Annotated in this window: 23 protein-coding genes; 1 reads left to right on the top strand and 22 read right to left on the bottom strand. The window is 59.1% G+C overall.

Features of this window, described 5'->3' with window-relative positions; genetic code table 11:
• Positions 1-6 precede the first annotated feature (6 nt).
• Positions 7-2,136, bottom strand: a complete 2,130-nt coding sequence (gene flhA / locus OYW20_RS08855) for a flagellar biosynthesis protein FlhA (RefSeq protein ID WP_268800316.1) — start codon at positions 2,134-2,136, stop codon at positions 7-9.
• Between the two features lie 450 nt (positions 2,137-2,586).
• Between flhA and OYW20_RS08850 the strand changes: the two genes are divergently transcribed.
• Positions 2,587-2,979, top strand: a complete 393-nt coding sequence (locus OYW20_RS08850) for a hypothetical protein (RefSeq protein ID WP_268800315.1) — start codon at positions 2,587-2,589, stop codon at positions 2,977-2,979.
• Between the two features lie 992 nt (positions 2,980-3,971).
• On the opposite strand, the gene flhB is transcribed toward OYW20_RS08850, so the two are convergent.
• The 21 genes from flhB to OYW20_RS08745 all read right to left on the bottom strand — a co-directional run bounded on the left by flhB (position 3,972) and on the right by OYW20_RS08745 (position 24,437).
• Positions 3,972-5,111: a flagellar biosynthesis protein FlhB gene (gene flhB / locus OYW20_RS08845; protein WP_268800314.1), complete on the bottom strand. Its 1,140-nt coding sequence runs from the start codon at positions 5,109-5,111 to the stop codon at positions 3,972-3,974.
• Position 5,112: 1 nt separating this feature from the next.
• A complete protein-coding gene (gene fliR / locus OYW20_RS08840) occupies positions 5,113-5,898 on the bottom strand; it encodes a flagellar biosynthetic protein FliR (protein ID WP_268800313.1) in 786 nt (261 codons plus the stop codon).
• A 6-nt stretch (positions 5,899-5,904) separates the two neighbouring features.
• Complete coding sequence (fliQ, locus tag OYW20_RS08835) at positions 5,905-6,174, bottom strand: flagellar biosynthesis protein FliQ (protein ID WP_268800312.1); 270 nt, start codon at positions 6,172-6,174, stop codon at positions 5,905-5,907.
• A gap of 25 nt (positions 6,175-6,199) precedes the next feature.
• Positions 6,200-6,943, bottom strand: coding sequence for a flagellar type III secretion system pore protein FliP (gene fliP / locus OYW20_RS08830; RefSeq protein ID WP_268800311.1), 744 nt, complete (start codon positions 6,941-6,943; stop codon positions 6,200-6,202).
• 28 nt (positions 6,944-6,971) lie between these two features.
• Complete coding sequence (gene fliO, locus OYW20_RS08825; RefSeq protein WP_268800310.1) at positions 6,972-7,502, bottom strand: flagellar biosynthetic protein FliO; 531 nt, start codon at positions 7,500-7,502, stop codon at positions 6,972-6,974.
• Positions 7,503-7,967 (bottom strand): flagellar motor switch protein FliN, encoded by a 465-nt coding sequence (fliN, locus tag OYW20_RS08820; protein WP_268800309.1) that lies wholly within the window; start codon positions 7,965-7,967, stop codon positions 7,503-7,505.
• A gap of 59 nt (positions 7,968-8,026) precedes the next feature.
• Complete coding sequence (fliM, locus tag OYW20_RS08815) at positions 8,027-8,995, bottom strand: flagellar motor switch protein FliM (protein ID WP_268800308.1); 969 nt, start codon at positions 8,993-8,995, stop codon at positions 8,027-8,029.
• A gap of 9 nt (positions 8,996-9,004) precedes the next feature.
• Positions 9,005-9,514, bottom strand: coding sequence for a flagellar basal body-associated protein FliL (gene fliL / locus OYW20_RS08810; protein WP_268800307.1), 510 nt, complete (start codon positions 9,512-9,514; stop codon positions 9,005-9,007).
• A gap of 433 nt (positions 9,515-9,947) precedes the next feature.
• A complete protein-coding gene (locus OYW20_RS08805; RefSeq protein ID WP_268800306.1) occupies positions 9,948-11,366 on the bottom strand; it encodes a flagellar hook-length control protein FliK in 1,419 nt (472 codons plus the stop codon).
• 95 nt (positions 11,367-11,461) lie between these two features.
• Positions 11,462-11,812 carry an Hpt domain-containing protein gene (locus OYW20_RS08800; RefSeq protein WP_328284821.1) on the bottom strand — a complete coding sequence of 117 codons (351 nt, stop codon included), beginning with the start codon at positions 11,810-11,812 and terminating at the stop codon, positions 11,462-11,464.
• Positions 11,813-11,893: 81 nt separating this feature from the next.
• Positions 11,894-13,600 carry an ATP-binding SpoIIE family protein phosphatase gene (locus OYW20_RS08795; protein ID WP_268800304.1) on the bottom strand — a complete coding sequence of 569 codons (1,707 nt, stop codon included), beginning with the start codon at positions 13,598-13,600 and terminating at the stop codon, positions 11,894-11,896.
• A 3-nt stretch (positions 13,601-13,603) separates the two neighbouring features.
• Positions 13,604-13,909, bottom strand: a complete 306-nt coding sequence (locus OYW20_RS08790; protein WP_268800303.1) for an STAS domain-containing protein — start codon at positions 13,907-13,909, stop codon at positions 13,604-13,606.
• A gap of 171 nt (positions 13,910-14,080) precedes the next feature.
• Positions 14,081-14,530 (bottom strand): flagellar export protein FliJ, encoded by a 450-nt coding sequence (gene fliJ, locus OYW20_RS08785; RefSeq protein WP_268800302.1) that lies wholly within the window; start codon positions 14,528-14,530, stop codon positions 14,081-14,083.
• A 6-nt stretch (positions 14,531-14,536) separates the two neighbouring features.
• Positions 14,537-15,895, bottom strand: a complete 1,359-nt coding sequence (gene fliI / locus OYW20_RS08780) for a flagellar protein export ATPase FliI (protein WP_268800301.1) — start codon at positions 15,893-15,895, stop codon at positions 14,537-14,539.
• Positions 15,885-16,697 carry a flagellar assembly protein FliH gene (gene fliH, locus OYW20_RS08775; RefSeq protein ID WP_268800300.1) on the bottom strand — a complete coding sequence of 271 codons (813 nt, stop codon included), beginning with the start codon at positions 16,695-16,697 and terminating at the stop codon, positions 15,885-15,887. Before fliH ends, fliI begins: the two co-directional genes overlap by 11 nt.
• 18 nt (positions 16,698-16,715) lie before the next feature.
• Positions 16,716-17,735, bottom strand: a complete 1,020-nt coding sequence (fliG, locus tag OYW20_RS08770; protein ID WP_268800299.1) for a flagellar motor switch protein FliG — start codon at positions 17,733-17,735, stop codon at positions 16,716-16,718.
• A complete protein-coding gene (gene fliF / locus OYW20_RS08765) occupies positions 17,728-19,503 on the bottom strand; it encodes a flagellar basal-body MS-ring/collar protein FliF (protein WP_268800298.1) in 1,776 nt (591 codons plus the stop codon). The genes fliG and fliF overlap by 8 nt, the downstream gene beginning before the upstream one ends.
• A 14-nt stretch (positions 19,504-19,517) precedes the next feature.
• Positions 19,518-19,847 carry a flagellar hook-basal body complex protein FliE gene (gene fliE, locus OYW20_RS08760; protein WP_268800297.1) on the bottom strand — a complete coding sequence of 110 codons (330 nt, stop codon included), beginning with the start codon at positions 19,845-19,847 and terminating at the stop codon, positions 19,518-19,520.
• 327 nt (positions 19,848-20,174) lie between these two features.
• Positions 20,175-21,602, bottom strand: coding sequence for a sigma-54-dependent transcriptional regulator (locus OYW20_RS08755; RefSeq protein WP_268800296.1), 1,428 nt, complete (start codon positions 21,600-21,602; stop codon positions 20,175-20,177).
• The gene (locus OYW20_RS08750; RefSeq protein WP_408005481.1) at positions 21,599-22,840 is read right to left on the bottom strand and encodes a sensor histidine kinase; all 1,242 of its coding nucleotides are present in this window, start codon (positions 22,838-22,840) and stop codon (positions 21,599-21,601) included. The genes OYW20_RS08755 and OYW20_RS08750 overlap by 4 nt, the downstream gene beginning before the upstream one ends.
• Before the next feature lie 121 nt (positions 22,841-22,961).
• Positions 22,962-24,437 (bottom strand): sigma-54 dependent transcriptional regulator, encoded by a 1,476-nt coding sequence (locus tag OYW20_RS08745; RefSeq protein ID WP_268800295.1) that lies wholly within the window; start codon positions 24,435-24,437, stop codon positions 22,962-22,964.
• Positions 24,438-24,541: the final 104 nt, after the last annotated feature.

The raw sequence follows: 24,541 nt of genomic DNA, 5'->3' as shown, positions 1-24,541 counted from the left end.
ACTACCTCAGCCGTTCGGCCCGACAGTCGCTACGATGGTGACTTGCTTGTTGTCAGGAATTTCCTGATACGCCAACACATGCATGTTCGGTACTGCCAGGCGTCCAAAGCGGGACAACATGGCGCGAACCGGACCTGCAACCAGCAAGATCACGGGTTGCCCTTGCATCTCCTGACGCTGTGCTGCTTCGATCAACGAGCGTTGCAGCTTTTCAGCCATGCTCGGTTCGAGCAGAACGCCTTCTTCCTGACCCTGACCTGCCTTCTGAAGACTATTGAGCAATATCTGTTCCAACCTTGGCTCAAGCGTGATAACAGGCAGCTCCGGCTCAATGCCCACAATGCTTTGGACGATTGCGCGGGACAATCCGACCCGCACTGCGGCCACCAACGCGGCGGTATCTTGACTCCGCGCAGCGTTGTTGGCGATGGCTTCCGCGATGCTGCGAATGTCGCGCACCGGCACTTGTTCGGCGAGCAACGCCTGCAACACTTTGAGCAGCGCAGACAACGAAAGAATACCGGGGACCAGTTCCTCAGCCAGCTTGGGCGAGCCCTTGGCCAGCAACTGCATCAATTGCTGCACTTCTTCGTGGCCGATCAGCTCATGAGAGTGCTTGTAGAGAATCTGGTTCAAGTGGGTCGCCACCACAGTGCTGGCATCGACCACGGTGTAGCCGAGCGATTGCGCCTGGGCACGCTGGCTGATTTCGATCCAGACCGCTTCCAGGCCAAACGCCGGGTCTTTGGCGTTGATACCGTTGAGGCTGCCGAACACCTGACCGGGGTTGATCGCCAGTTCGCGGTCCGGGTAAATCTCGGCTTCGGCCAGGGTCACGCCCATCAGTGTCAAGCGGTAGGCGCTGGGCGCCAGATCCAGGTTGTCGCGGATGTGAACGGTGGGCATCAGGAAGCCCAACTCCTGGGAGAGCTTCTTGCGCACACCCTTGATCCGCGCCAGCAGCTGACCACCCTGATTGCGGTCCACCAGCGGGATCAGGCGATAGCCCACTTCCAGGCCGATCATGTCGATGGGTGTGACGTCGTCCCAGCCCAGCTCTTTGGATTCCTGAGAACGGGTTGGCGATGGCAGCAGGTCCTGTTGACGCTTGACCTCCTGCAGGGCCATGACTTTGACCTGATCCTGTTTCTTCCACAGCAGATACGCGGCACCGGCCGCCACCAGCCCAAGGCTGATGAACGAGAAGTGCGGCATGCCCGGCACCAGACCCATGACGATCATGATGCCCGCCGAAACAGCCAGCGCCTTGGGCGTGCTGAACATCTGGCGATTGATCAGCTTGCCCATTTCTTCCGAACCGGAAGCACGGGTCACCATGATCGCAGCGGCGGTGGACAGCAACAGTGATGGCAGTTGCGCCACCAAACCGTCACCGATGGTCAGCAGTGCGTAAACCTTGCCGGCGTCGGCGAAGGTCATGTTGTGCTGGAAGATACCGACGAGCACACCGCCGATGAGGTTAATGAACAAAATCAGCAAACCGGCGATGGCGTCACCGCGCACGAACTTGCTGGCACCGTCCATGGAACCGTAGAACTCGGCTTCCTGGGCGACTTCCAGACGACGGGCCTTGGCCTGTGGCTGATCGATCAGACCCGCGTTGAGGTCGGCGTCGATCGCCATCTGTTTGCCAGGCATCGCATCGAGGGTGAAACGCGCGCTCACCTCGGAGATACGGCCGGCACCTTTGGTCACTACCACGAAGTTGATGATCATCAGGATCGCAAACACCACGATACCCACCACGTAGTTACCGCCAATCACCACCTCACCGAAGGCCTGGATCACCTTACCGGCAGCGGCGTGGCCGTCTTGACCGTGGAGCATGACGACACGTGTAGACGCGACGTTGAGTGCCAGGCGCAGCAGCGTGGCGACCAGCAGGATGGTCGGGAATACCGAGAAGTCCAGGGGCCGCAGTGCGTACACGCAGACCAGCAGGACGACGATGGACAGGGCGATGTTGAACGTGAAGAACACGTCCAGCAGGAACGGCGGCATGGGCAACATCATCATTGCCAGCATGACCAACAGCAGCAATGGCACACCCAACTGCCCACGGCCTAGACCGGACAGGTTGCTGCGGGCACTGCTGAGTAATTGAGAGCGATCCACCGATTTTGTACCTGCGCGCTAAACCAAACTTTTGACGCCTTGAGGCGACTTAACGGAGATATTGCAAAAAGGGGTCCAACTCTTGGCGTCGTAAAAAAATATCAGAGTGCTAGCATCAAGAAATGGGGATTACTGCACAATGCGGGGTCTTGGCCGCATTCCTCATCGGCGGGACTTCGAAATCTGTAGATGCGAATTCATTCGCAAGATGCAGGCAAAGCAAACTGCTCCTCCGGGCAGAATCAAAATCCCGCGAACACCGCAACCTCCCCGCGAACGCCGCTAAACCCTGTAGGAGCGCACGAGCAGCGCGAGGCCGCGATGGGCTGCGTAGGAATACGGCGAGCTCAAAGTGGGATTGTTCTGAATTTACTGAAACCGTGCCCCTACTCATCGTAAGCCGTGCCCCTTTCCTTATCCTCCCGCCTCGCTTACTTCAAGGGCAGGAAGATGGCATCCGGTATCAAACCTTACGTACGCATCAATGACCGAATGCAGCGCTATGCAACGCTCAAGGTACGGGTAGGCGGCGGCGCAAAATTCGAACTGCTAAACAGGCATTTTCGCAGCGCCATGGTCATGCCTGGGGAGTTCATCGTCGTGGGAGACGAATCAACGTTGAAGGTGACTGCCGAAGAATCTGAACTGGCTGGGTTGGGAAACATCGTTCACCACCAACTTTTGCAGAATCAGGCCGGAAGTGATGGCCGAGTCCTCGAAAACTATGACTTGCTGCAAAACATCCTTAACTATGGATCGCTGGGTATTGGCTCAGCGACCGGTGTCTGGAGCAAACATCTTGCCGGCGTACAGAACACACTTGAAAACATCGAACAGCTTTAGCAATTAATGCTCAAGCGCGGGACGCCCATTGCACGACAACAGTTTATTAACCAGCGAAGATTGCTGTTTGCGACGCTCGATACGCAACTCAAAGGTATCGCCCGTTGGGGCACTGGTTTACGTAACCGCGGCTCTATCAAAAAGATGCTGGGGTTATCGACCAAGCATTATCTGCATACATGAGAGCTTCAAAACTACGCGCAGAGAATCGGTAATATCGCCAAGGCTTCGAAGTTGCTTAAGCATGGCACCGGAATCGGGATTGCATTGAACATGATGGCGACGGCGTTGGAGATAAGAGAGGCCTGTTCGACGGGCCGCCAGGTAGTGTGCACAAAAGCGAAATACGTAGAAGGCGCGAAGCTTGTCGGCGGGGTAGGAGCAGGATTATGGGCTGGAGGAATAGGCGCAACTGCCGCCATGACAGCCTGCGTGGTGGTCTTCGGCATTCCGACCCTTGGTGTGGGGGCTATTGGATGCGGGATTGTTGGCGGTGCAGCGGCAGCCTACGGAGGGGGTATGCTTGACGAAGCGGGGGGAGGAAAGCTGGGTGAAGTGCTATATGAATGGAGGCCCTGTTGTCATATGTTGCAACAGGATGGATGTTTCTCATTTTGCTCGTAGCAATGAGCATTCACAGTGTCGGCTCTTACATTTTTTTCGAATGTATCTTGAGATCATCGAAGATCACTTGAGCGATATCGTGCTTACCCAAAAACACCAGAACTACTACGGCGACAGTTATCTCGGAAGAAGAATGCGGGAAATATGAGTGATACTCATGATCATGATGCCCGGCATGTATACAAAACAGGAAGTAATCGAACCCTGGAAAATACAAAAAGTGCCGCCAGCATTACAATTTTTTATCAAACTTCACTGGCATTCATCGCTGATCATAGCAGCCGCCATGATACTGCTATATTACTTCCGACTGCGGCTAGGAGTGCCTGAATCCAGCCCTACAAAACCCCGGATACCCATGCCTATCCTCAGGAATCACGCTTCAAATCCGGCGGAATCGGTAAATCATCGCCCAGCGGATTGGGCCGTTTGCCGCGGCCGGAGTGGTACTGACGGATCTGATAGACGTAGGCCAGCACTTGCGCCACGGCCAGATACAAACCAGCCGGGATTTCCTGGTCTAACTCGGTGCTGTAGTAAATCGAGCGCGCCAGGGCCGGCGACTCCAGCAGCAGAACCCCATGCTGGGCGCCGATCTCGCGGATTTTCAACGCGATGAAATCACTGCCCTTGGCCAGCAGCACCGGCGCCCCACCCTTGTCCGCATCGTACTTGAGCGCCACGGCGTAGTGGGTCGGGTTGGTGATGATCACATCAGCCTCGGGAATGGCCGACATCATCCGCCGCTGCGACATGTCCCGCTGCAACTGACGAATCCGCTGCTTGACCTCAGGCCTCCCTTCGCTGTCCTTGTGTTCGTCGCGCACTTCCTGCTTGGTCATCAGCAGTTTCTTGTGCGCTTCCCACAACTGCACCGGCACATCGACCACCGCGATGATGACCAGCCCGAAGGACATCCATAACGTGCTCCACCCCACCAGTTGTAAGCTGTGGATGATCGCCATTTCAATAGGCTCGTGGGCAATGGCGACCAAGTCGTTCTTGTCCTTGGCCAACACCACCATCGCGACAACCAAAACAATCAGGAATTTGGCGAACGACTTGACCAGCTCGATCAGCGATTTGGGGGAGACCATCCGCTTAAGCCCGGCTGCTGGGTTCATGCGGCTGAACTTGGGCGCCAGCGAGCCCGCCGCAAAGAGCCACCCCCCCAGAGAAATGGGAGCGATGAACGAAGCGATCATGAGCGACACCAACAGAGGCTGAATCGACAGCAGCGCCGCTTTGCCCGACGCCATGACCATCAACCCCATGGAGCGCTCATCCATGATCGCCTCGCGGGAGATGGTGAAATTGTCGCGCATCAACTGCATCATCATTTCGGCCATGGAGCCGCCGAACGCCAACAAACCGGCAGCCCCGACGATCATCACCACCACGGTGTTGAGTTCCTTCGACCGGGCGATCTCGCCCTTCTCTCTGGAATCCTTCTTTCGTTTGTCCGTGGGGTCTTCTGTTTTGTCCTGACCGTTCTCGTTTTCGGCCATATCAGCGCGCCCTGACCATGTCGCGTAGCAACTGCAAAGCGTCGACCGCCAGCGGTTGGTACTGAGTGAGAATGTCGCCGAGGGTGATCCACAAAATCCCCATCCCCAGCACCAGTGTCAGTGGAAAACCGATCGAGAAAATATTCAGTTGCGGCGCCGCCCGGGTCATGACGCCCATCGCAATGTTGACCACCAGCAGCGCAGTGATCGCCGGTAACACCAGCACCAGCGCAGCGCCCATGACCCATCCAAACCGCAACAATAACTGCCAGATGTTGGCGACCACCAGCCCTTCGCCGACCGGCAGCGTGGTGAAGCTTTCAATGAGGGTTTCGAAGACCACCAGATGCCCGTTCATCGCCAGGAACAGCAACGTCACGAGCATGGTGAAGAATTGCCCGATCACCGCCACCGACACGCCGTTGACCGGATCGACCATCGACGCGAAGCCCATGCCCATCTGGATGCCGACGACTTGACCGGCAATCACGAATGCCTGGAAAAACAACTGCAATGACAGGCCCAGCGCTGCGCCGATGATGATTTGCTGAGCGATCAACAACAACGCACTGAGGTCCAGGGCATGCACCTGGGGCATCGGCGGCAAAGAAGGCGCGACCACCACGGTCATCGCCAGCGCCAGATACAGACGCACCCGCGTCGGGACCAGCTTGGTGCCGATGATCGGCATGGTCATCAACAGCGCGGCGATGCGAAACATCGGCAGCATGAACGTCGCCACCCACGTGCTGATCTGTATGTCGGTCAGCGCCAGCACAGGCTCCATCGCGGGTCAGCCAATCACTTGCGGAATGCTGGTGTACAGGTTGGTGATGTATTCCATGAACGTACGCACCAGCCACGGGCCGACGATGATCAAGGTAATCAGCATCACCAACAGCCGTGGCAGAAAGCTCAAGGTCTGTTCGTTGATCTGCGTCGCGGCCTGAAACATCGAAACCAGCAGGCCGACGATCAGGCTCGGCACCACCAGAATCGCCACCATGGTGGTGGTCAGCCACAACGCGTCCCGGAACAGGTCAACCGCTACTTCTGGCGTCATGCAGCGCCCTCCTCGTCAAACAGGTTCATACGCCGCCGAAACTGCCGGCCAGCGTACCGATAATCAGCGCCCAGCCATCCACCAGCACGAACAGCATGATCTTGAACGGCAGCGAAATGATCAGCGGCGACAGCATCATCATCCCCATCGCCATCAACACACTGGCAACCACCAGGTCGATGATCAGAAACGGAATGAAGATCATGAAGCCGATCTGGAAAGCGGTTTTAAGTTCGGATGTGACAAACGCTGGAACCAGAATCGTCAGTGGCGCCTGATCCGGAGTGGCAATGTCCGTGCGCTTGGACAGGCGCATGAACAACTCCAGGTCACTGGAACGGGTCTGCGCCAGCATGAAATCCTTGATTGGCACTTCGGCCTTGGCAACGGCGTCCTGGGCGGTGAGCTTTTCCGCCAGATAAGGCTGCAAGGCGTCCTGATTCACACGGTCGAACACCGGGGCCATGATGAACATTGTCAAAAACAGCGCCATGCCGGTGAGGATCTGGTTGGACGGCGTCTGTTGCAGGCCCAGGGCCTGACGCAAAATCGAGAAGACAATGATGATCCGGGTGAAGCTGGTCATCAGCATGACGAACGCTGGAATAAAACTCAGCGCCGTCATGATCAGCAAGATTTGCAGGCTGACCGAATATTCCTGTTGGCCGTTGGCGCCGGTTCCCAGCGAGATCGCAGGGATCGAAAGCGGGTCGGCGCCGAAGGCCAGCGGCGCTGCCAACACCAGCAGCAGCGTCAAAACAATGCGCATCAGTTCTTATCCTTCTGAACCCGGTTAATCACGACTGCGTGCCCGAACCTTTGTGAGTCGCACCCTTGTCACTGCCACCTTTGTTGCCAAGCGCCTCCATCAGGCGACGTGCAAATTCGGGAGTCGTGGACTGTGTTTGCGGCACATGAACCGGCTCGTTCATCACGTGCAGCGGGGTGATGCGGCCGGGCGTGACACCCAGCAAAATCTGCTCGTTGCCAACCTGCACCAGCACCAGCCGGTCACGCGGGCCCAGTGCCCGTGAGCCCAGCAGCTCGATAACCTGATTGCCCGCAGGCCCTGAGCGCTGAACCCTTCGCATCAGCCAGGCCAGCACGAATATCAGACCGACCACCAGCCCCAGGCCCAGCAGCAGTTGCAACAACTGACCGCCAATGCCGCTGCTCATGGCACCTGACGCCGAAGGCAGCGTAGACACCGCCGGAGCTGGCGCGGCGGCCGTAGACGGCGCCGCAGACGCAGCCGGTTCGGCCGCCATCACGCCTATCGACAGCAACAAAACCGGCACCGCCCAGAGCACGCTCTTGAAGCGACTCATTCAGCGCAGCTTCTTGATGCGTTCGCTGGGGCTGATCACGTCTGTCAGGCGAATGCCGAACTTCTCGTTGACCACTACCACTTCCCCGTGCGCGATCAGAGTGCCATTGACCAGCACGTCCAGCGGCTCGCCGGCCAGCCGATCCAGCTCGATCACCGAGCCCTGGTTGAGTTGCAGCAGGTTACGAATGTTGATGTCGGTGCTGCCCACCTCCATCGAGATCGACACCGGGATGTCCAGGATCACGTCCAGATTGGGGCCATCGAGCGTCACCGGGCTATTGTTCTTGGGCAAGCCGCCAAACTCTTCCATCGGCAAACGGCTGGAAGACGACTGAGCGGCATCGGCGGCCAGCAGCGCGTCGATGTCATCCTGACCGCCATCACCGGATTCACCCAACGCAGCAGCCCACTCATCGGCCAGGGCCTGGTCTTCTGCGGAAGTCATTTCTTTATCATCAGCCATGGAGCCCTCGGCAAACATTGATTCATTGACACACTGTCTTCTGATGCTGGGTCGAAACCTCAGCGTCGTTCTATCGGTTCAATCACTTGCAGGGCCAGATTGCCCTTGTGCGAACCGAGCTTGACCTTGAACGCCGGCACGCCGTTGGCGCGCATGACGATGTCTTCCGGCAGATCCACGGGGATCACGTCACCGGGCTGCATGTGCAGGATATCGCGCAGTTTGAGCTGACGACGGGCAACGGTGGCGTTGAGCGGGACGGATACGTCGAGCACATCCTGCTTGAGCGCATTGACCCAGCGTTCGTCCTGATCGTCGATATCGGACTGGAAACCGGCATCGAGCATTTCGCGCACCGGCTCGATCATCGAGTACGGCATGGTCACGTGCAGGTCACCGCCGCCGCCATCGAGTTCGATGTGAAAGGTTGACACCACAATCGCTTCGCTCGGGCCGACGATGTTGGCCATGGACGGGTTCACTTCTGAGTTGATGTACTCAAAGTTGACCTCCATGATCGCCTGCCACGCCTCCTTGAGGTCGATGAACGCCTGATCCAGCACGATGCGCACCACACGCAGTTCGGTCGGGGTGAATTCCCGGCCCTCGATCTTCGCGTGACGGCCATCGCCACCAAAGAAGTTGTCCACCAGCTTGAACACCAGCTTGGCGTCGAGGATGAACAACGCGGTACCGCGCAGCGGTTTGATCTTGACCAGGTTGAGGCTGGTGGGCACGTACAACGAATGCACGTACTCGCCGAACTTCATGACCTGCACGCCGCCCACTGCCACGTCCGCAGAGCGGCGCAGCAGGTTAAACATGCTGATACGGGTGTAGCGGGCAAAACGCTCGTTGATCATCTCCAGGGTCGGCATGCGCCCACGGACGATTCTGTCCTGACTGGTCAGGTCGTAACTTTTGACGCTGCCAGGTTCGACGATGCTTTCGGTCTGCACCATACCATCGTCCACGCCATGCAGCAGCGCGTCGATTTCATCCTGGGACAGCAGGTCTTGCACGGCCATGTCGTGGTCCTACTGCAATACGAAGTTAGTGAAAAGCAGCTGATCGATCACGGTCTTGCCGAGTTCTTTTTGCGCCACTTCCTGGACACTCGCGGTGGCCTTCTGACGCAGCATTTCCATGCCCACGGGCGTGGCAATGGTATCGAAGGGTTGGCCCGAGAACATCATCACCAGATTATTGCGGATGACCGGCATGTGCACCTTGAGCGCCTCAAGGTCGGCGTGGTCGCGCGCCAGCATGGTAATGCTGACCTGCATGTAGCGCTGACGGCCGTTAACGTTGTAGTTGACAACGAAAGCCGGCGTGAGCGGCTCGAAAATCGCTTCTTTTTTGGTGTTGGCAGCGGCGGCGGCCACGGCCGCTTCGTCCGGCTTGTTCTGGGCTTTGTGCATGATGAACCAGGTGGCGCCCACAGACACACCAATCGCCAGCAGCAAGGCCACGACCACGATGATTATCAGCTTGAGCTTGCCTTTTTTCGCGGGGTCTACAACTGCTGCGTCGTCACTCTTCGCCATGCCAATAATCCGTCACTATTCAGGGGTTCGCTGATGCGTGACAGAGGGAGAGCAAGGGTTGTGCCATAAAAGCAGCTGCACGCTTTAAGCTTGAAGCGGCAAGTGGAAAAGCAGCTACAAGCGGCAAGCTATAAGCGGTAAGTAAAAGCGGCGAATTGGGTCAGGAGCCAATTGTCCTGACGCAACCCGCCGCCTGAAGGAACGCGCTCGCCCGCGATTGCGATACGGCGAGCACTGGTGGGTGTGGAATTAACCAGCCTCTTCGCGGGCAAGCGCGCTCCTGCGCCTGCGACAGAAACGGCGAGCTGACGGAACGCACGACCTCTAGGAGCTGACGAGCCTATGCGAGGCTGCGATTGCGGTGTGTCAGATGTACCTCATCGCAGCCTCGCACGGGCTCGTCAGCGCCTACAACGATCCAGATCGGCGATGGTCAGGCGTAATAATCCACAGCGCTCGACCCGACCACTGTGAGCGGTTGGGCTGCGGCGATTGCGGCGGGATCGGTGGGCGAGCCATCGGCTATGCCATCAACACCACCGGCTCGGCCTGTGCCGCTGCTGCCCGTGCCGCGCTGAGCATCATCGGATTGCTGCTGTTGCGCCTGTTGCTGCCAGCCTCGTGACTGATCCGAGACGTTGACATCCACCTGACCCATACCCTGCTGGGCGAACGAGTCCCGCAGGCGCGACATCTGACTTTCCAGTGCATCACGCACGCCGACGTGGGCGCTCATGAAGGTGATCTGCGTCTGCTGGTCCGCCGCCATATTGACGCGGATGTCCAGGCGGCCGAGCTCAGCGGGCTCCAGCTGAATATCAGCCTGCTTGAGGTTCATGCTGGACAGGTACATCACGCGATTGACCACGCCTTCGGTCCAGCCGCTCTGGTTCATCGCCAGTGGCTGATTGAGCAGCGGTGCAGTCGGCGATGCGGTGGTCTTGACCTGAGCGGCCTGGGACAACGCGGCCAGGCGATCGGCGAAGTTGTCCACACGGGTATCGCCGGAAGCGCCTTTCAGATCTTTGAGGCCATCGGCGATCAGGCTGCTGAACCCTTTGTCGTCGCCGCTTTCTGTGGCGTTCTTATCGACGGGCTTGTCACCCAGCGCCGCCAGATTGCCGGCCAGCGCCTGCACCGGATCGGTGTTGGCGTTATCGCTCTTGCCAGGTTTGCTGGCGTCGGCGGTCGCTTTGCTGGTCTGGGCGCTCTGTTGAGCCTTGTTCTCCAGTGCGACCTGAACCGCAGTCAGCCCCTCCAGCGGATCGGCATCGGGATCAAATCCGGGGTCGTCGTTGGTGGTGGTGCTCGCATCCACAACCGGCGCGGGCACTGTCTGCGGCATGGCGCTGGCCAGCAAGGCGGGATCAACCACAGGTGTTTGAGCGGCGGGATCGGTCACAGGCGCAACAACCGGCTCCTGCGCCACAACCAGTGTTGTCGGGTCTGGCACCGGAACCGTCACCGAACCATCGGCCAACACCTGATCGGTTACGTCATCGGCATTGTCGCGCGTGTCGGCGGTGTCGTTGCCGCTGGCTTTGTCTGCAACACCGGCAACTGTCTTGTCAGGCAATGCATTGCCGTTATCGGCAACGGTTTTGTTATCGGCGGCAGACGTATCGCTGGCGGCATGCTTGCTGTCCGCTGCCGAAGATTTGGCGGCGGCAGGCTTTGGCGCAGGGTTATCCACGCTGGCAGGCTTGACACTGGCCTGCTTGGCGTAGACGTCCGAGAAGCTGGAAGCGTTGTTCTTGACGGGGTCGGGGGCCTTTGCCGATTGGCTGGCACTGGCTTTCTGGGCTTTGGCCGCCGTCAGAGCTTGAAGTAATGGGTTGGTGGCAAGGGCCATGATGATCTCCGCAAAAAACACTATTACGCAGAGACCTGCAATTGGCGGGCCACAGTGAAAGATTAAATCGAAGCCGCAAGCGATCGAGCAGCGGATCAGTCCCGCACAGTCAGCAACTGCCGCTCAAGGTCGAACAGACGGCGCACGATCTGGTATTCACGTTCGACGCGTTGAGTCAGTTCAACCAGCGCCGAACGGCTGGCGGGGATGGTGGAGCGGGCAAGCACTTCGAGCTGAAGGCACAAGTCCGCCAATTGCACGGCGCCCATGTTACTGCTGCTGCCCTTGAAGCTGTGGGCCATCAGGCCAAGCGCAGTCGTGTCAGGATCGGCCGGTTGAGCACCCATTGAATGCTCACCGATGCCAAGCAACTGATGCAGCGCCTGGATACGCTCGTCCGAGTCCTTGAGGAACACCTCGACCAGTGCCGTGTATTCGTCGCCCATAACGTCGCGCAAGGTAATGAGGACATTGTCGTCCAGATGAGTAAGCGGCACTTGTTCACTCCTTGATCAAGAATCGGCGGATTATGCCAGACCCTCCCACGCAAACTCCACAGACGCAGTACGACCATCCGACGACCACCTGCATTGCTCGCTCAATCGCTGCACCAGAGACAATCCACGCCCTGACAGCTCGTTGACCGCTGGCGGGCGTGAGAGCACATGATCGGGATCAAAACCGTTGCCGCTGTCTTCCACGCGAATGATCAGGCGACCACCCTTGCCTTCCTGCAACACTTGCAGATGGATGCGGATGAAGCCTGACTGCAAATCATCGAGCCGTTCGCAGCGCTGCTGGTAATACTGCGCAAAACCCTTGGCGTCGCACTTAAGGGAAGAATCCAGCCCCAACACGCCGTGCTCCAGCGCATTGCTATAAAGCTCCGACAGCACGATGTACAACGCGCTGCTCTGCATGCGCAGGCCGTGCACCTCCTGCAACAACTGTGAAAGATAAGGCAATGGATTGAAGCGTTTGAGAGTCGCGGCGCGAAATTCGAAGCTGGCGGACCAGTCAAGCGGACTGGAGGCCCCGCTGTCCGAGTAGATCACAGCCTGGGGGCCAAGCATCTGAGGTTCGATGAACGCCACTTCGACCATGCTCACATCGTCGCGCGCCTTGGCCCGAAAACGTGTGACCGCCCACTGGACTTCCTCGATCAGCCGCTCTGGCTGACGATTAGCGACGAACACCTGTTGCAGGCGATCCACGCCAAAAAGCTCTCCTTCGTTATCGCTGCTCTCGACCACACCGTCCGAAAGCAGAAAAATCCGGTCGCCATGGGCGAAGGGGTGGACCTGCGTGTTGTCATCAAAACTGTCGGCGCTCAGCACGCCCAGCGGTAAGTGGCGGGACACCAACGGCGTGTGTACGCGCCCGTCTGCGTGCAGCAAATAGCCATCCGGCAAACCGCCGTTCCACACTTCCACGAGCTGTTGATTGAAATTCACGCACAACAGCGCAGCGCAGCAGAACATGTCCACCGGCAGGATGCGCTTGAGCTTGGCGTTCATTTCGCGAAGGGTTTCCGGCAGTCCATAGCCCTTGGCGGTCATGCCATAGAACACTTCGGCCAGCGGCATCGCGCCCACCGCAGCCGGCAGACCATGGCCGGTGAAATCCCCCAGCAGCACATGCATGTTGCCTGTCGGCGTCCACGCGGCAAGCAGCAGGTCCCCGTTGAACAGCGCATATGGCGATTGCAGATAACGAACGTTCGGCGCACTGAGACAGCCGGAATGCGCGACCTGATCGAATACCGCCTTGGCCACACGCTGTTCGTTGAGCAGGTAGTCGTGGTGACGGGCAATCAGGTCGCGCTGACGCAGCACGGTTTCCTGCAACAGCCGCAAGCGGTTCATGGCATTGATCTTGGCGGCCAGGATCACCTGGTTGTAAGGCTTGGCGATAAAGTCGTCGCCGCCCGCGTCCAGGCAACGCGCCAATGCCTCGCCTTCGGTCAGCGAGGTCAGGAAGATGATCGGCACCAGCGCTTCACCGGCCATCTGCTTGATCCGGCGTGCGGCCTCGAAACCGTCCATGACCGGCATCAGCGCGTCCATCAACACCAGTTGCGGACGATTTTCCTCAAACAGCGCGACGGCTTCGGCGCCATTGCTGGCACTGAGCACCGCGTGCCCCTGACGGCCGATGATGGCCGATAAAAGCAAGCGGTCGCTTGCGTTGTCATCGGCAATGAGAATACTCAACCGCTCTGGCGCAAGACTCACCGATCAACCCATGAGGAACAGTTTGGTGAAGTTTGAAATGTGCAGGGTCTTCAGCACATCGTCGCTGGCGTTGATCAGGCGCACATTGGCGCGCTCGCCACCTGCATGGTCACGCAGCAGCAACAACATGCCCAACGCCGAGCTGTCCAGGTAGGTGGTGCCATTTAAATCGACGACATAGCGACCTTTTTCTTGCTCAAAGTTTTGGTAGGCGTTACGAAAATCCTGGTGCGCAGAAAAATCGAAGCGCCCCCGAATGTTGATGGTCAATTGCTGCTTGTCTTCGGAGAGCTCGGAAGTTACTGACATAAAGCGAATCCTTTTTCATGAATCAGCGTCAGAGGCTTAAAGGTGTAGCAGGGGTTTGAAAGTGCTGCAAATAAGCGCTGACGTTGAAGGCAGTGGGCACATAAATCCTGTTGAAGCCTGTGCAGTAAGGGGCTTGCCCGCGATGGGCCATGGGGGTGTTCGCTGCACCCCTCAAAATTGTTCATGCCTGGGCAACCGCTGGGACAATTCATCCAGCAGCTTTTGTTCCCGCTTGTCTTCCAGCGCTCGGGCCTCGTCGATGTAGCGTTGCACCAGCTTGCGCAAACCTTCGACACGAGCGTAGGCCTTTTGCCAGACGTCACGCGCTTTCGCAAGATTCTGCTGGTGCCAGGCCAGACTTTGCCGCTGTTGGCTGACCGCTGTTTCCAGTTGATTGAGGAAGCTCTGGTAATTCATCAGCCACTGGCCGGAAACACCGTGCGCGCCTTTGTCGATCCATTGCTGCTGGTAATCGAGGCGGAAGTTCTCCAACTCACCCAGCTTGGTTTCCGCCAGCCGAACCTGCCCCTGAAAATGCCCCAGCCGCTGGGCGGCCGCACGCTCGGTACTCTCGGCCATGTCCACGACCGGCGCCAGGCGGGCCGCTCTACTTTGCGCCATGGGTTATCAGCCGCTCGCCGCTGGATTGAAAATAGCCGCCAGTTGATCGCCGCTGTTTTGCATGCTTTCGTTGTCGTTGAGGCCCTGGCGCAGGTATTTCACCAATTGCGGGTGCAAGGCAATCGCCATGTCCGTCTCGCGATCACCGCCCGCCACGTAGGCGCCGACGCTGATCAGGTCACGCGCCTGCTGGTAACGCGACCACAGCTGTTTGAAATGCTGAGCCTGGCCCATGTGCTGCGGGTCCACGACAGACGGCATGACCCTACTGATTGACGCTTCGATGTCGATGGCCGGGTAATGCCCCTCTTCAGCCAGACGCCTGGACAACACAATGTGGCCGTCGAGCACACCCCGCGCCGAGTCGGCGATGGGGTCTTGCTGGTCGTCACCTTCGGACAATACGGTGTAGAACGCAGTGATCGAGCCGCCGCCCGCCTCGGCATTACCGGCACGTTCTACCAGCTTGGGCAGCTTGGCGAACACCGACGGCGGATACCCTTTGGTCGCGGGCGGCTCGCCGATGGCCAGGGCGATTTCCCGCTGGGCCTGGGCGAAACGCGTGAGTGAATCCATCAGCAACAGGACGTTCTTGCCCTTGTCGCGAAAATATTCGGCGATCCGCGTGCAGTACATCGCCGCGCGCAAACGCATGAGCGGCGCATCGTCGGCGGGCGACGCCACCACCACCGAACGCTTGAGCCCTTCTTCACCAAGGCTGTGCTCGATGAACTCCTTGACCTCGCGACCCCGTTCACCGATCAGCCCGACGACGATGATGTCGGCCTCGGTGAAGCGCGTCATCATGCCCAGCAGCACACTCTTGCCCACGCCTGTACCGGCGAATAGACCAAGACGCTGGCCGCGGCCGACCGTCAATAATCCGTTTATCGAGCGAATGCCAACGTCAAGCGGCTGGCTGATGGGGTTACGGTTGAGCGGGTTGATCGTAGGGCCGTCCAACGGCACCCAGTCTTCGGCCTTCATCCCACCTTTGCCGTCCAGCGGACGACCGGCGCCATCAAGCACCCGTCCGAGCATGCTCATGCCCATCGGCAGGCGACCGGTGTCCGGCAATGGCACCACGCGCGCGCCCGGCGCAATGCCCGCCACGCTGCCGACCGGCATCAAGAATACTTTGCCGCCGGAAAAGCCCATGACTTCGGCTTCGACCTCAACAGGCTGGTGGCTGCCGTCGTTGATCACCACGCAGCGGCTGCCCATGGCAGCGCGCAAGCCCTCGGCTTCGAGCGTGAGCCCGACCATGCGCAGCAAACGCCCTTCCACCACTGCTTGCACCGGCAAGGTAATGGCTTCGGCGTAAGTACTCAGGCGCTTGGCAAAGCTGGTGCGCTCAAGGAGCATCCGAGGCTCCCAGTGGATAAACGGTTTTTTCGGCGCTTTGAATGGCCGCCTCCAGTTCCACGCTCAAGTCTGGCAACGCCGGATGCAGGGCTTGTTCGTGAAGCTGATCGAACATTTTCCCGATGGCCAGTCCGATGCGGCTCTCGACGGTGGCATCAATGCGGCTGTGTTCGCTTTCGACGCGGCAACCGCCGGGCATCAACGTGTCGTCCTCAAGGATGCGCCATGTTTCTTCGTGCCGCTCGCGCAACGCTTTTATCTGCACGAAATCCTGAGGATTGACCAGAATCCGCACGTTGGTCGCGCCCATTGGCAGCAGGCGCAATGCCTCACGCAGTACGCTGCCGATCTGAGTCGAGTCTGTGGTCAGTTCTCGCTGAATCACCTGGCGGGCGATGTGCTCAACCAATTGAATCATCGACTTTTCGATCTGCGCATCCTGATCGGCGATGGGTTCCAGCAGGTGCGTCATCAGTTGCTCAAGCTTGTCCAGCTTGGCCGCCACTGCAACGTCTGCTTCCTGGCGTACCTTGAGCTGCGCGCCATGAAAGCCGTCCTTCTCGCCAATGGCAAAACCTTCGTTGTAGGCGTCCTGACGGATGCTTTCCAACTCTTCGAGCGTCATCGGCTGGACTTCCTCCAGCGGCACTTCTTCACTCTCGGCAGGCGCAGCATCAACGACGGGGGCAGGCTCGGGTGTCTCTACATGCGGATCGAAACTGGGCAAAGACCAGATATCGAGACCGCTCACATCCTTGGCGCGAATGAGCTCACTGGATGAATCTTTATCGGAGCTGGACATCGACTGCACCTTCAATCTTTAGATCATTTCCTCGCCACCCTTGCCGCCGAGAACAATTTCCCCGGCCTCGGCCATACGGCGCGCAATGGTGAGGATTTCTTTCTGGGCGGTTTCCACATCGCTGACGCGAACCGGGCCCTTGGCCTCCAGATCGTCGCGCAGCAACTCGGCGGCGCGCTTGGACATGTTCTTGAAAATCTTTTCCTTGATCGCCTCGTCCGAGCCTTTGAGCGCCAGGACCAGCACGTCCGAAGACACTTCGCGCAACAGCGCCTGAATCCCGCGGTCGTCGACATCGGACAGGTTGTTGAAGACGAACATGAGGTCTTCGATCTGGGTCGACAGATCTTCGTCCACTTCGCGGATCGAGTCCATGAGCTGGCCTTCCATCGAACTGTCGAGGAAGTTCATGATATCGGCCGCACGCTTGATGCCGCCCAGACTGGTACGAGAGGTGTTGGCGTTGCCCGAGAACTGCTTCTCGAGGATCTGGTTGAGTTCTTTCAGCGCGGCCGGTTGCACGGTGTTCAAAGACGACACGCGCAGGATGATGTCCAGCCGGACCTTGTGATCGAAATGACCGAGCACTTCACCGGCCTGGTCGGCATCCAGGTACGCAACCACGATGGCCTGGATCTGCGGGTGCTCGAAGCGGATGACGTCAGCCACCGCACGCGGCTCCATCCATTTCAGGCTGTCAAGGCCGCTGGTGTTGCCGCCCAGCAGGATGCGGTCGATCAGGCCGTTGGCTTTGTCTTCGCCCAGCGCCTGAGTCAGCATTTTGCGGATATACGTGTCAGAGCCGACGCCGACGTTGGTCTGGTCGCCCACGACGTCGACGAACTCGCTCATCACCTGCTCGACCTGCTCGCGGTGGACGTTGCGCATCTGCGCCATCGCCACACCCACGCGCTGAACCTCTTTGGGCCCCATATGCCGCAGCACCTGTGCAGCGTCGGTTTCGCCCAGTGTGAGCAGCAAAATCGCAGCCTTGTCGACACGGCTTAATTTGACGGCAGCCATACGATTATCACTCATCAGCGTTGATCCATTCCTTCACGACCTGGGCCACACGACCCGGATCCTCTGCTACCAGACTCTTGATCGCATTCAACTGCGCGTCATAACCCTCACTCGGGCTAGGCAACAGAATGCTTTGGGGACCACCCAGACTCACGCGGTCGTTGGCCAGTTCGCCGTCCATACCGACCATGCCGCCCAACTCCACATCGCCATCGGCTGTTTTGCTCTTCGGGCTGGTGATGTTATTCAGCACAGGGCGCAGAACACCAAACACCAGTACCAGGATGAAGATCACACCCATGGCTTGCTTGAGCACGTCCCAGAACCAGGGCTGCGAGTAGAACGGAATGTCCGGGATCACTTCACCGCGCTGGAGGGAGAACGGCACGTTGACCACGCTCACACTGTCGCCACGGCTGGCATCAAAGCCTACTGCGTCTTGCACCAGACGCGTGAAACGCGCCAGTTGATCGGTGGTCCAGGGCACGGTCGTGGTTTCGCCGTTGGCCGGGTTAACCTTGACCTGATCATCGACCACCACCGCAACCGACAGGCGATTGATGCGGCCTTGCTGCTGTTTGGTGTGGCTGATGGAGCGATCAAGCTCGAAGTTCTTGGTCGACTGCACGCGCTTGTCGGCCGGGTACGGCGCCAGCATCGGCTGACCGGTGGCCGGGTCCATGATCTGTTGGCCGTTGGCGTCGAGCAGCGGCTGGCCTGGGGCGATTGCACCGGCGGCGCCACCTGCAGCAGCGGCAGTTTGTGGCGCAGTCGCCGGGCCTGGTGGCTGGTTGCTCAAGGCACCCGGCACACCTTGCGGGCCGCTGCCGCTGGAGCGCTGTTCGTTGACCGACTGCTCGCTGCGCAACGCAGGCTGGTCAGGGTTGAAGCTTTCAGCGGTGGATTCCACGGCGCTGAAGTCCAGGTCAGCCGACACTTCGGCTTTATAGCGGTCGTTGCCCAACACCGGCTGCAGGATGTTTTGCACACGCTGGGTCAGCATGCCTTCCATGCGGCGGGTGTAGTCAAACTGCTTGCCGGCCATGCTCAGTTCGGAGTTCTCGCCCATATCAGAGAGCAGGTGGCCCTTCTGATCGACGACGGTGATCTGCGATTTGCTCAGCTCGGGAACGCTGGTCGCCACCAGATTGACGATCGCCAATACCTGGCTTGGCTCAAGGGAGCGGCCGGCGTACAGCTCCACCAGAATTGAAGCACTCGGCTTGCGCTCGTCGCGCACAAACACCGAGCTTTTAGGGATGGCCAGGTGAACGCGAGCACCCTTGACGTTGTTCAGGCTTGAGATGGTGCGCGCCAGCTCGCCTTCCAGACCCCGGCGATAGCGTGTGGCTTCCATGAACTGGCTGGTGCCCAGGCCTTGGTCCTTGTCGAGAATCTCAAAACCGACGTTGCCGTCGTTTTGCGCAATGCCGGCACCGGCCAGCTTGATGCGGGCGCGGGACAAGTCCTCGGACTTGACCAGCAGCGCGCCGGAGTTTGGCTCGACTGTGTAGGGAATGTCCGCCTGGGCCAGGGTGTCCATGATCTGCTTGGTGTCCATGCCGGACAGGCTGCCATAAAGTGGCTTGTAGTCAGGTTGCTGCGACCAAAGTACCACGGCAAAACCAATCGCCACGCTCGCGGCAAGACCGACCATGAGGCCGACCTGACGCAGCATGGTCATCTCGGAGAGATTTTGCAGGAAGGCCAGCCCGAACACCGGTGGCTTCTTTCCTGTCGCGCCCGCTTTTGCAGGCACGTTATCGACGGCGGCTTCAGCCATGACTTAAATCGTCCTCAAACCGGCATTTGCATGATGTCTTGGTACGCCTGAACCAGCTTGTTGCGTACCTGGCTCAACGCCTGAAACGAAACGCTGGCTTTCTGCGACGAAATCATCACGTCGGTGAGATCTACCCCACTCTTGCCCATTTCAAATGCGCTGGACAATTGGTTAGAGGCTTGTTGGGTATCGTTGACCTTGTTCACGGCCATACCGAGCATGTCGGAAAAGCTGCTTGCGCCGACTTCGGGTGCTTGTTGCGCAACCTTGGGCATGGCCATAGCGTCCATCTGCATGGAACGCATGTCCAACATCAAGCGATTAAATTCAACACCTTGGCTCATGGACGTCTCTCTCAAAAAGGCCCGCAAATTTTTGACACTGATTCAGCGGTTAACCAAGTATTAGCAACAACGATGCCAGCCAGACAGTGGCACCTTGCCACACCAATGTGAAAGTACTGCGAGCGTTGCAAACAGGACATCATTTGAGCGCGCGGGACCAGGCGCGGCGGATGCGGCAGGTGCATCTGGGGGTATCTGCAGGAGCCAAGTTGTTGGCGTTGGGCGACCAGCGGCTGAATCCATTCCGCTTTCTGGCGCATGAGTTCTCGCCAACAGATCCGAAGCCATCACCGCCCGGTGACAGAAAGGGTCTTGCGAGAGGAAAACTCAGCTGGCGAAAAGGTAGCCTTCCACGTCCATGCCGGCGTCTCGCATCTGCGCCAGCTTGTAACGCAAGGTCCGAGGACTGATGCCCAAACGCTCGGCGGCTTCCTTGCGACGACCGCGTTCAGCGCGAAGGGTGTCGATGATCATCTGAAACTCACGCCGACGCAGGTCTTCGCCCAATGCGCCAGCCGCCTCGCCCGTCCCTGACTCGGCCGACACCGAGTCAACACGGCCGGAGAGCGGCGAAGCGGGCAAGGAGACCGGAGGCGACACCGGATTGCTTGAAGCAGCAAACGTGATGGGCCCCGCCAGACAGAAATCCTCTGCCTGAATCACTCCACCCTGTTGAAGGATCAGTGCCCGCTGAATGGCGTTGTCCAGTTCGCGGACATTGCCAGGCCACGCGTATGACACCAGACACGCTTCAGCTTGCGCGGAGAGCCTGACCGGCGCGTGCTTCATTTTATTGACGTGCTTGCCGATCAGTCGCTCGGCCAGCGGCAGAATGTCGGCAGGACGCTGGCGCAGCGACTGCCACGCCAGTGGAAATACCGACAACCGATAAAACAGGTCTTCACGGAAGCGCCCCGCCGCCACTTCTCCCGCCAGATCGCGGTTAGTCGTCGCCAACACCCGGATGTCCAGCGATATGGGTTTGCGAGCGCCTACACGCTCAACCTCACGCTCCTGCAGCACGCGCAACAGTTTGGCCTGCAGGCCCATGGGCATCTCAGAAATTTCATCAAGCAGAATGGTCCCGCCATCGGCTTGCTCGAACTTGCCAGCCTGCGCCGCAATGGCACCGGTGAACGAACCCTTTTCGTGCCCAAACAGCGTGGCTTCCAGCATGTTGTCGGGAATCGCGGCACAGTTGATGGCGATGAACGGCTTGTCGGCGCGCGGTGATTGCTGGTGAATGAAACGCGCCAGCACTTCCTTGCCCGTGCCGGATTCCCCGGAGATCAACACCGTTGAATCGCTTTTGGCAACCCGGCTCGCCAGGCTCAACAACTGAATACTGGCGGGCTCGACCGCAATCGGTCCCTCGCCTTCCGCCGGCCCGAGCCGCCCCAGCGCATGCCGCGCCACCAGCGCCAGCAATGCCTTGGGCTCGAACGGTTTGACCAGATAATCCGCAGCGCCCTGGCGCATGGCGTCCACGGCGCGTTCAACTGCGCCATGGGCGGTCATCAGCAGCACCGGCAACTGCGGATAGCGGCTGCGCAACTGGCTCAACAATTGATGACCGTCCATGCCCGGCATGTTGACGTCGCTGACCACGAGGTTAAACGCCTCTTTACCTGCTGCGATCAAGGCGTCTTCAGCAGAGCCGACCGCCTCGTACTGATGCCCGGCCAGCGACAGCGTTTCACCCAACGCTTCACGCAGGGAAGGATCGTCTTCGACCAGCAGCACTTTGATTGTCATGATACGTCGCTCGCGTTGCGCGCCGCCGGTATCAACGGCAACGAGACCAGCGCACAGGTGCCCCGGCCGACACGCGACAGGTACTTCACCTGACCCTGATGCGCCCGCGTGACCGCAGTCACTACCGCCAGTCCCAGGCCGGTGCCAGTCGTCTTGGTGGTAAAGAATGGCTCGCCCATACGGGCCAGCGCCTGAGCGCCAATGCCGCTGCCGTTATCACTGATGCACAGGCGCAGCGTGTCACCCCGGGTATAGGCATGTACTTTGATACGCGCACTGACAGGGCTGGCCTGCACCGCGTTTTCAATCAGGTTGAGCATGGCGCCTACCAGCGTGTCGCGGTTACACAGCAGTTGACCGTCGACGCTGTCGCATTGCCACCGCACGGCCACATCCTGAACATGGGTGTGCGCCGCAGCTTGAAGCGCCTCAAACAAATCGGCCGGTGCGACGCGGTCGTTGAGCGGCAATTCGCCCCGTGCAAACACCAACATGTCGCGTACTTGATGCTCAAGCTCATGCAGGCGCTCTTTCAGGCGTCCGGCAAAGCGCTGTTGAGTCTCGGCGGGCAATACCTGTTCGGCCAGATGGCTGGCGTAGATCATCGCTGCTGACAGTGGCGTGCGGATCTGATGCGCCAACGAGGCAACCATGCGGCCCAGCGATGACAAGCGTTCGTGACGTGCCAGTTGACCCTGCAACTGACGGGTCTCGGTCAGGTCGTTGAGCAGCACCAGTTGGCCGGGCTCGGCGTCGAGCGAACGCGTGGAGATCGACAGCCGACGGCCGTCCTTGAGTGACACCTCATGGCCGTCGTCTTCACGCGGGGCAAAACAACGGGCAATGACTTCGCGCCAGAGCATCCCGATCAACGGCTGACCCAACAGGTCACACGCAGCAGGATTGGCTTCACGCACCCGGCCGGTCCCATCAATGACGATCACACCGCCAGGCAGCAGATCCAGCAGGTGTTGCAGACGATTGGCAAGACGCTCTTTCTCGGCCAGCTCCTGCATGCGCTGCGCGCTGACCACCGCCAACTCGCCCTTGAGCTCGGTGACGCGGGCTTCCAGCAGGCCATAGGAGTCATTCAGCTGCGCCGACATCTGATTGAACAGCGAAAACGCATGCTCAAGGCCTTTACGGCTTTCCAGCTCGACGGACGGCTGCAGTGAGAAACCAATTTCGGAACCCGGCGTTGAACCTGGCTCGGAAGACATCTGGGCGGCCTGAGGCATAAATCATCTCTCGCGTGACGGACCGTCAGTAAACGGTAGGTTGCAAGAGCGATTGCAATCCTCGTGCCGAAAAAAAACCCCTGATAATTCAGAGGCTTATTTTTCAGGCGTCAATAGGATGTCATTCTTCGAGCTGATCTTCGCCATCGCGACGACTCATTCCGTACTTGCGCATCTTCTCCACCAGCGTGGTGCGGCGGATACGCAAACGTTCGGCGGCGCGGGCAACGATGCCATTAGCGTCGTCCAGCGCTTGCTGAATCAGGCCTTGCTCCAGCCCGCCCAGATAGTCTTTGAGGTCCAGGCCTTCAGGCGGCAGCATCGCCGTTGCGGCGAAATTTGGCGTGTGGCCGTTGATGGCCACGCGCTCTTCCAGATCGCTGCGCAGACTGTCGACCAGTTGCTCGTCTTCATCGTCCACGTAGCGAAACTTCTTCGGCAGCTCGACCACGCCGATCACCCCGTACGGGTGCATGATCGCCATGCGTTCGACGAGATTGGCCAGCTCGCGGACGTTGCCGGGCCAGGCATGACGGCACAGCGACATGATCGATGCGGAATTGAAACGGATCGAGCCGCGCTTCTCGTGCTCCATGCGCGAGATCAACTCGTTCATCAACAACGGGATGTCTTCGACACGCTCACGCAGCGGCGCCATTTCAATCGGGAACACATTGAGGCGGTAATAGAGGTCTTCACGGAAGGAGCCCGTGATGATCATCTCTTCAAGATTTTTGTGGGTGGCCGCAATGATGCGCACATCCACGCTCTGGGTCTTGTTGCTGCCCACGCGCTCGAAGGTACGCTCCTGCAACACGCGCAACAGCTTGACCTGCATCGGCAGCGGCATGTCACCGATTTCATCGAGGAACAACGTACCACCGTTGGCCAGTTCAAACCGGCCAGCACGGCTGGTGATCGCACCGGTGAAAGCGCCCTTCTCGTGTCCGAAGAGCTCGCTTTCGAGCAGTTCGGCCGGAATCGCGCCACAGTTGACCGGCACAAAAGGCCCGTCGCGTCTTTTAGAGTGGTAATGCAGATTGCGCGCAACGACTTCTTTGCCTGTGCCCGACTCACCAAGGATCAACACACTGGCGTCGGTGTCGGCCACTTGCTGCATCATCTGACGCACGTGCTGAATGGCGCGGCTGGTGCCGACGAGGCTGCGGAACAGGTTGGGTTCGCGCTGACGACCACGCTCGCGGGCCTGATCGTACATTTCACGATAGACCTGGGCGCGGTGCAGGGAGTCCAGCAACTTGCTGTAGCTGGGGGGCATCTCGACGGTAGAGAGCACGCGACGACGCAGGTCATCGGGCAGCTCGGCAGAGGAATGCTCGCCCAAGAGCAGCACCGGGAGAAATTCATCCCACGCGGCGATGGTCTTCAGAAGCCCTTGCAGACTGCCGGGTGCGCTCACCGAGCCCACCATCACGCACAGCACTTCGCGAGTCGACGCAAGGGAACCGACAACCTTTTGCCAGTCAGTGCTGGAGCAGGAGAGGTTCTCATCGCCGAGAAAATTAAGAATGACCGCCATGTCACGGCGGCGCTGGCTATCGTCATCGATTAGCAGAATCTTGATTTCACGCCACATGCAATAGCAACTTCCCTAGTCAACTCGATGCCCATCACGGGGGCAAGCTTGGCTTTCTATGGCCGGACGGCTCTACAAAAAGCCAGAAATTAGTGAACATCACT

It is taken from the genome of Pseudomonas sp. BSw22131, from assembly GCF_026810445.1.
Classification (GTDB): domain Bacteria; phylum Pseudomonadota; class Gammaproteobacteria; order Pseudomonadales; family Pseudomonadaceae; genus Aquipseudomonas; species Aquipseudomonas huanghezhanensis.
The sequence above is the reverse complement of the archived record's forward strand: the minus strand, read 5'-3'. Positions and strand labels throughout refer to the sequence as shown.

Excerpts from the sequence above, each read along its gene's own strand:
- OYW20_RS08800 (WP_328284821.1), bottom strand. The coding sequence starts at position 11,812 with ATGGGCGACGAATACACGGCACTGGTCGAGGTGTTCCTCAAGGACTCG.
- OYW20_RS08805 (WP_268800306.1), bottom strand. The coding sequence starts at position 11,366 with ATGGCCCTTGCCACCAACCCATTACTTCAAGCTCTGACGGCGGCCAAA.
- fliN (WP_268800309.1), bottom strand. The coding sequence starts at position 7,967 with ATGGCTGATGATAAAGAAATGACTTCCGCAGAAGACCAGGCCCTGGCC.
- fliO (WP_268800310.1), bottom strand. The coding sequence starts at position 7,502 with ATGAGTCGCTTCAAGAGCGTGCTCTGGGCGGTGCCGGTTTTGTTGCTG.
- OYW20_RS08755 (WP_268800296.1), bottom strand. The coding sequence starts at position 21,602 with ATGACAATCAAAGTGCTGCTGGTCGAAGACGATCCTTCCCTGCGTGAA.
- OYW20_RS08790 (WP_268800303.1), bottom strand. The coding sequence starts at position 13,909 with ATGTCAGTAACTTCCGAGCTCTCCGAAGACAAGCAGCAATTGACCATC.
- fliI (WP_268800301.1), bottom strand. The coding sequence starts at position 15,895 with ATGCTCCTTGAGCGCACCAGCTTTGCCAAGCGCCTGAGTACTTACGCC.
- fliR (WP_268800313.1), bottom strand. The coding sequence starts at position 5,898 with ATGGAGCCTGTGCTGGCGCTGACCGACATACAGATCAGCACGTGGGTG.
- OYW20_RS08745 (WP_268800295.1), bottom strand. The coding sequence starts at position 24,437 with ATGTGGCGTGAAATCAAGATTCTGCTAATCGATGACGATAGCCAGCGC.
- flhB (WP_268800314.1), bottom strand. The coding sequence starts at position 5,111 with ATGGCCGAAAACGAGAACGGTCAGGACAAAACAGAAGACCCCACGGAC.
- fliF (WP_268800298.1), bottom strand. The coding sequence starts at position 19,503 with ATGGCTGAAGCCGCCGTCGATAACGTGCCTGCAAAAGCGGGCGCGACA.
- fliM (WP_268800308.1), bottom strand. The coding sequence starts at position 8,995 with ATGGCCGTGCAAGACCTGCTGTCCCAGGATGAAATCGACGCGCTGCTG.
- fliH (WP_268800300.1), bottom strand. The coding sequence starts at position 16,697 with ATGTCCAGCTCCGATAAAGATTCATCCAGTGAGCTCATTCGCGCCAAG.
- fliG (WP_268800299.1), bottom strand. The coding sequence starts at position 17,735 with ATGAGTGATAATCGTATGGCTGCCGTCAAATTAAGCCGTGTCGACAAG.
- fliQ (WP_268800312.1), bottom strand. The coding sequence starts at position 6,174 with ATGACGCCAGAAGTAGCGGTTGACCTGTTCCGGGACGCGTTGTGGCTG.
- fliJ (WP_268800302.1), bottom strand. The coding sequence starts at position 14,530 with ATGGCGCAAAGTAGAGCGGCCCGCCTGGCGCCGGTCGTGGACATGGCC.
- OYW20_RS08750 (WP_408005481.1), bottom strand. The coding sequence starts at position 22,840 with ATGCCTCAGGCCGCCCAGATGTCTTCCGAGCCAGGTTCAACGCCGGGT.
- fliL (WP_268800307.1), bottom strand. The coding sequence starts at position 9,514 with ATGGCGAAGAGTGACGACGCAGCAGTTGTAGACCCCGCGAAAAAAGGC.
- OYW20_RS08850 (WP_268800315.1), top strand. The coding sequence starts at position 2,587 with ATGGCATCCGGTATCAAACCTTACGTACGCATCAATGACCGAATGCAG.
- fliE (WP_268800297.1), bottom strand. The coding sequence starts at position 19,847 with ATGAGCCAAGGTGTTGAATTTAATCGCTTGATGTTGGACATGCGTTCC.
- fliP (WP_268800311.1), bottom strand. The coding sequence starts at position 6,943 with ATGCGCATTGTTTTGACGCTGCTGCTGGTGTTGGCAGCGCCGCTGGCC.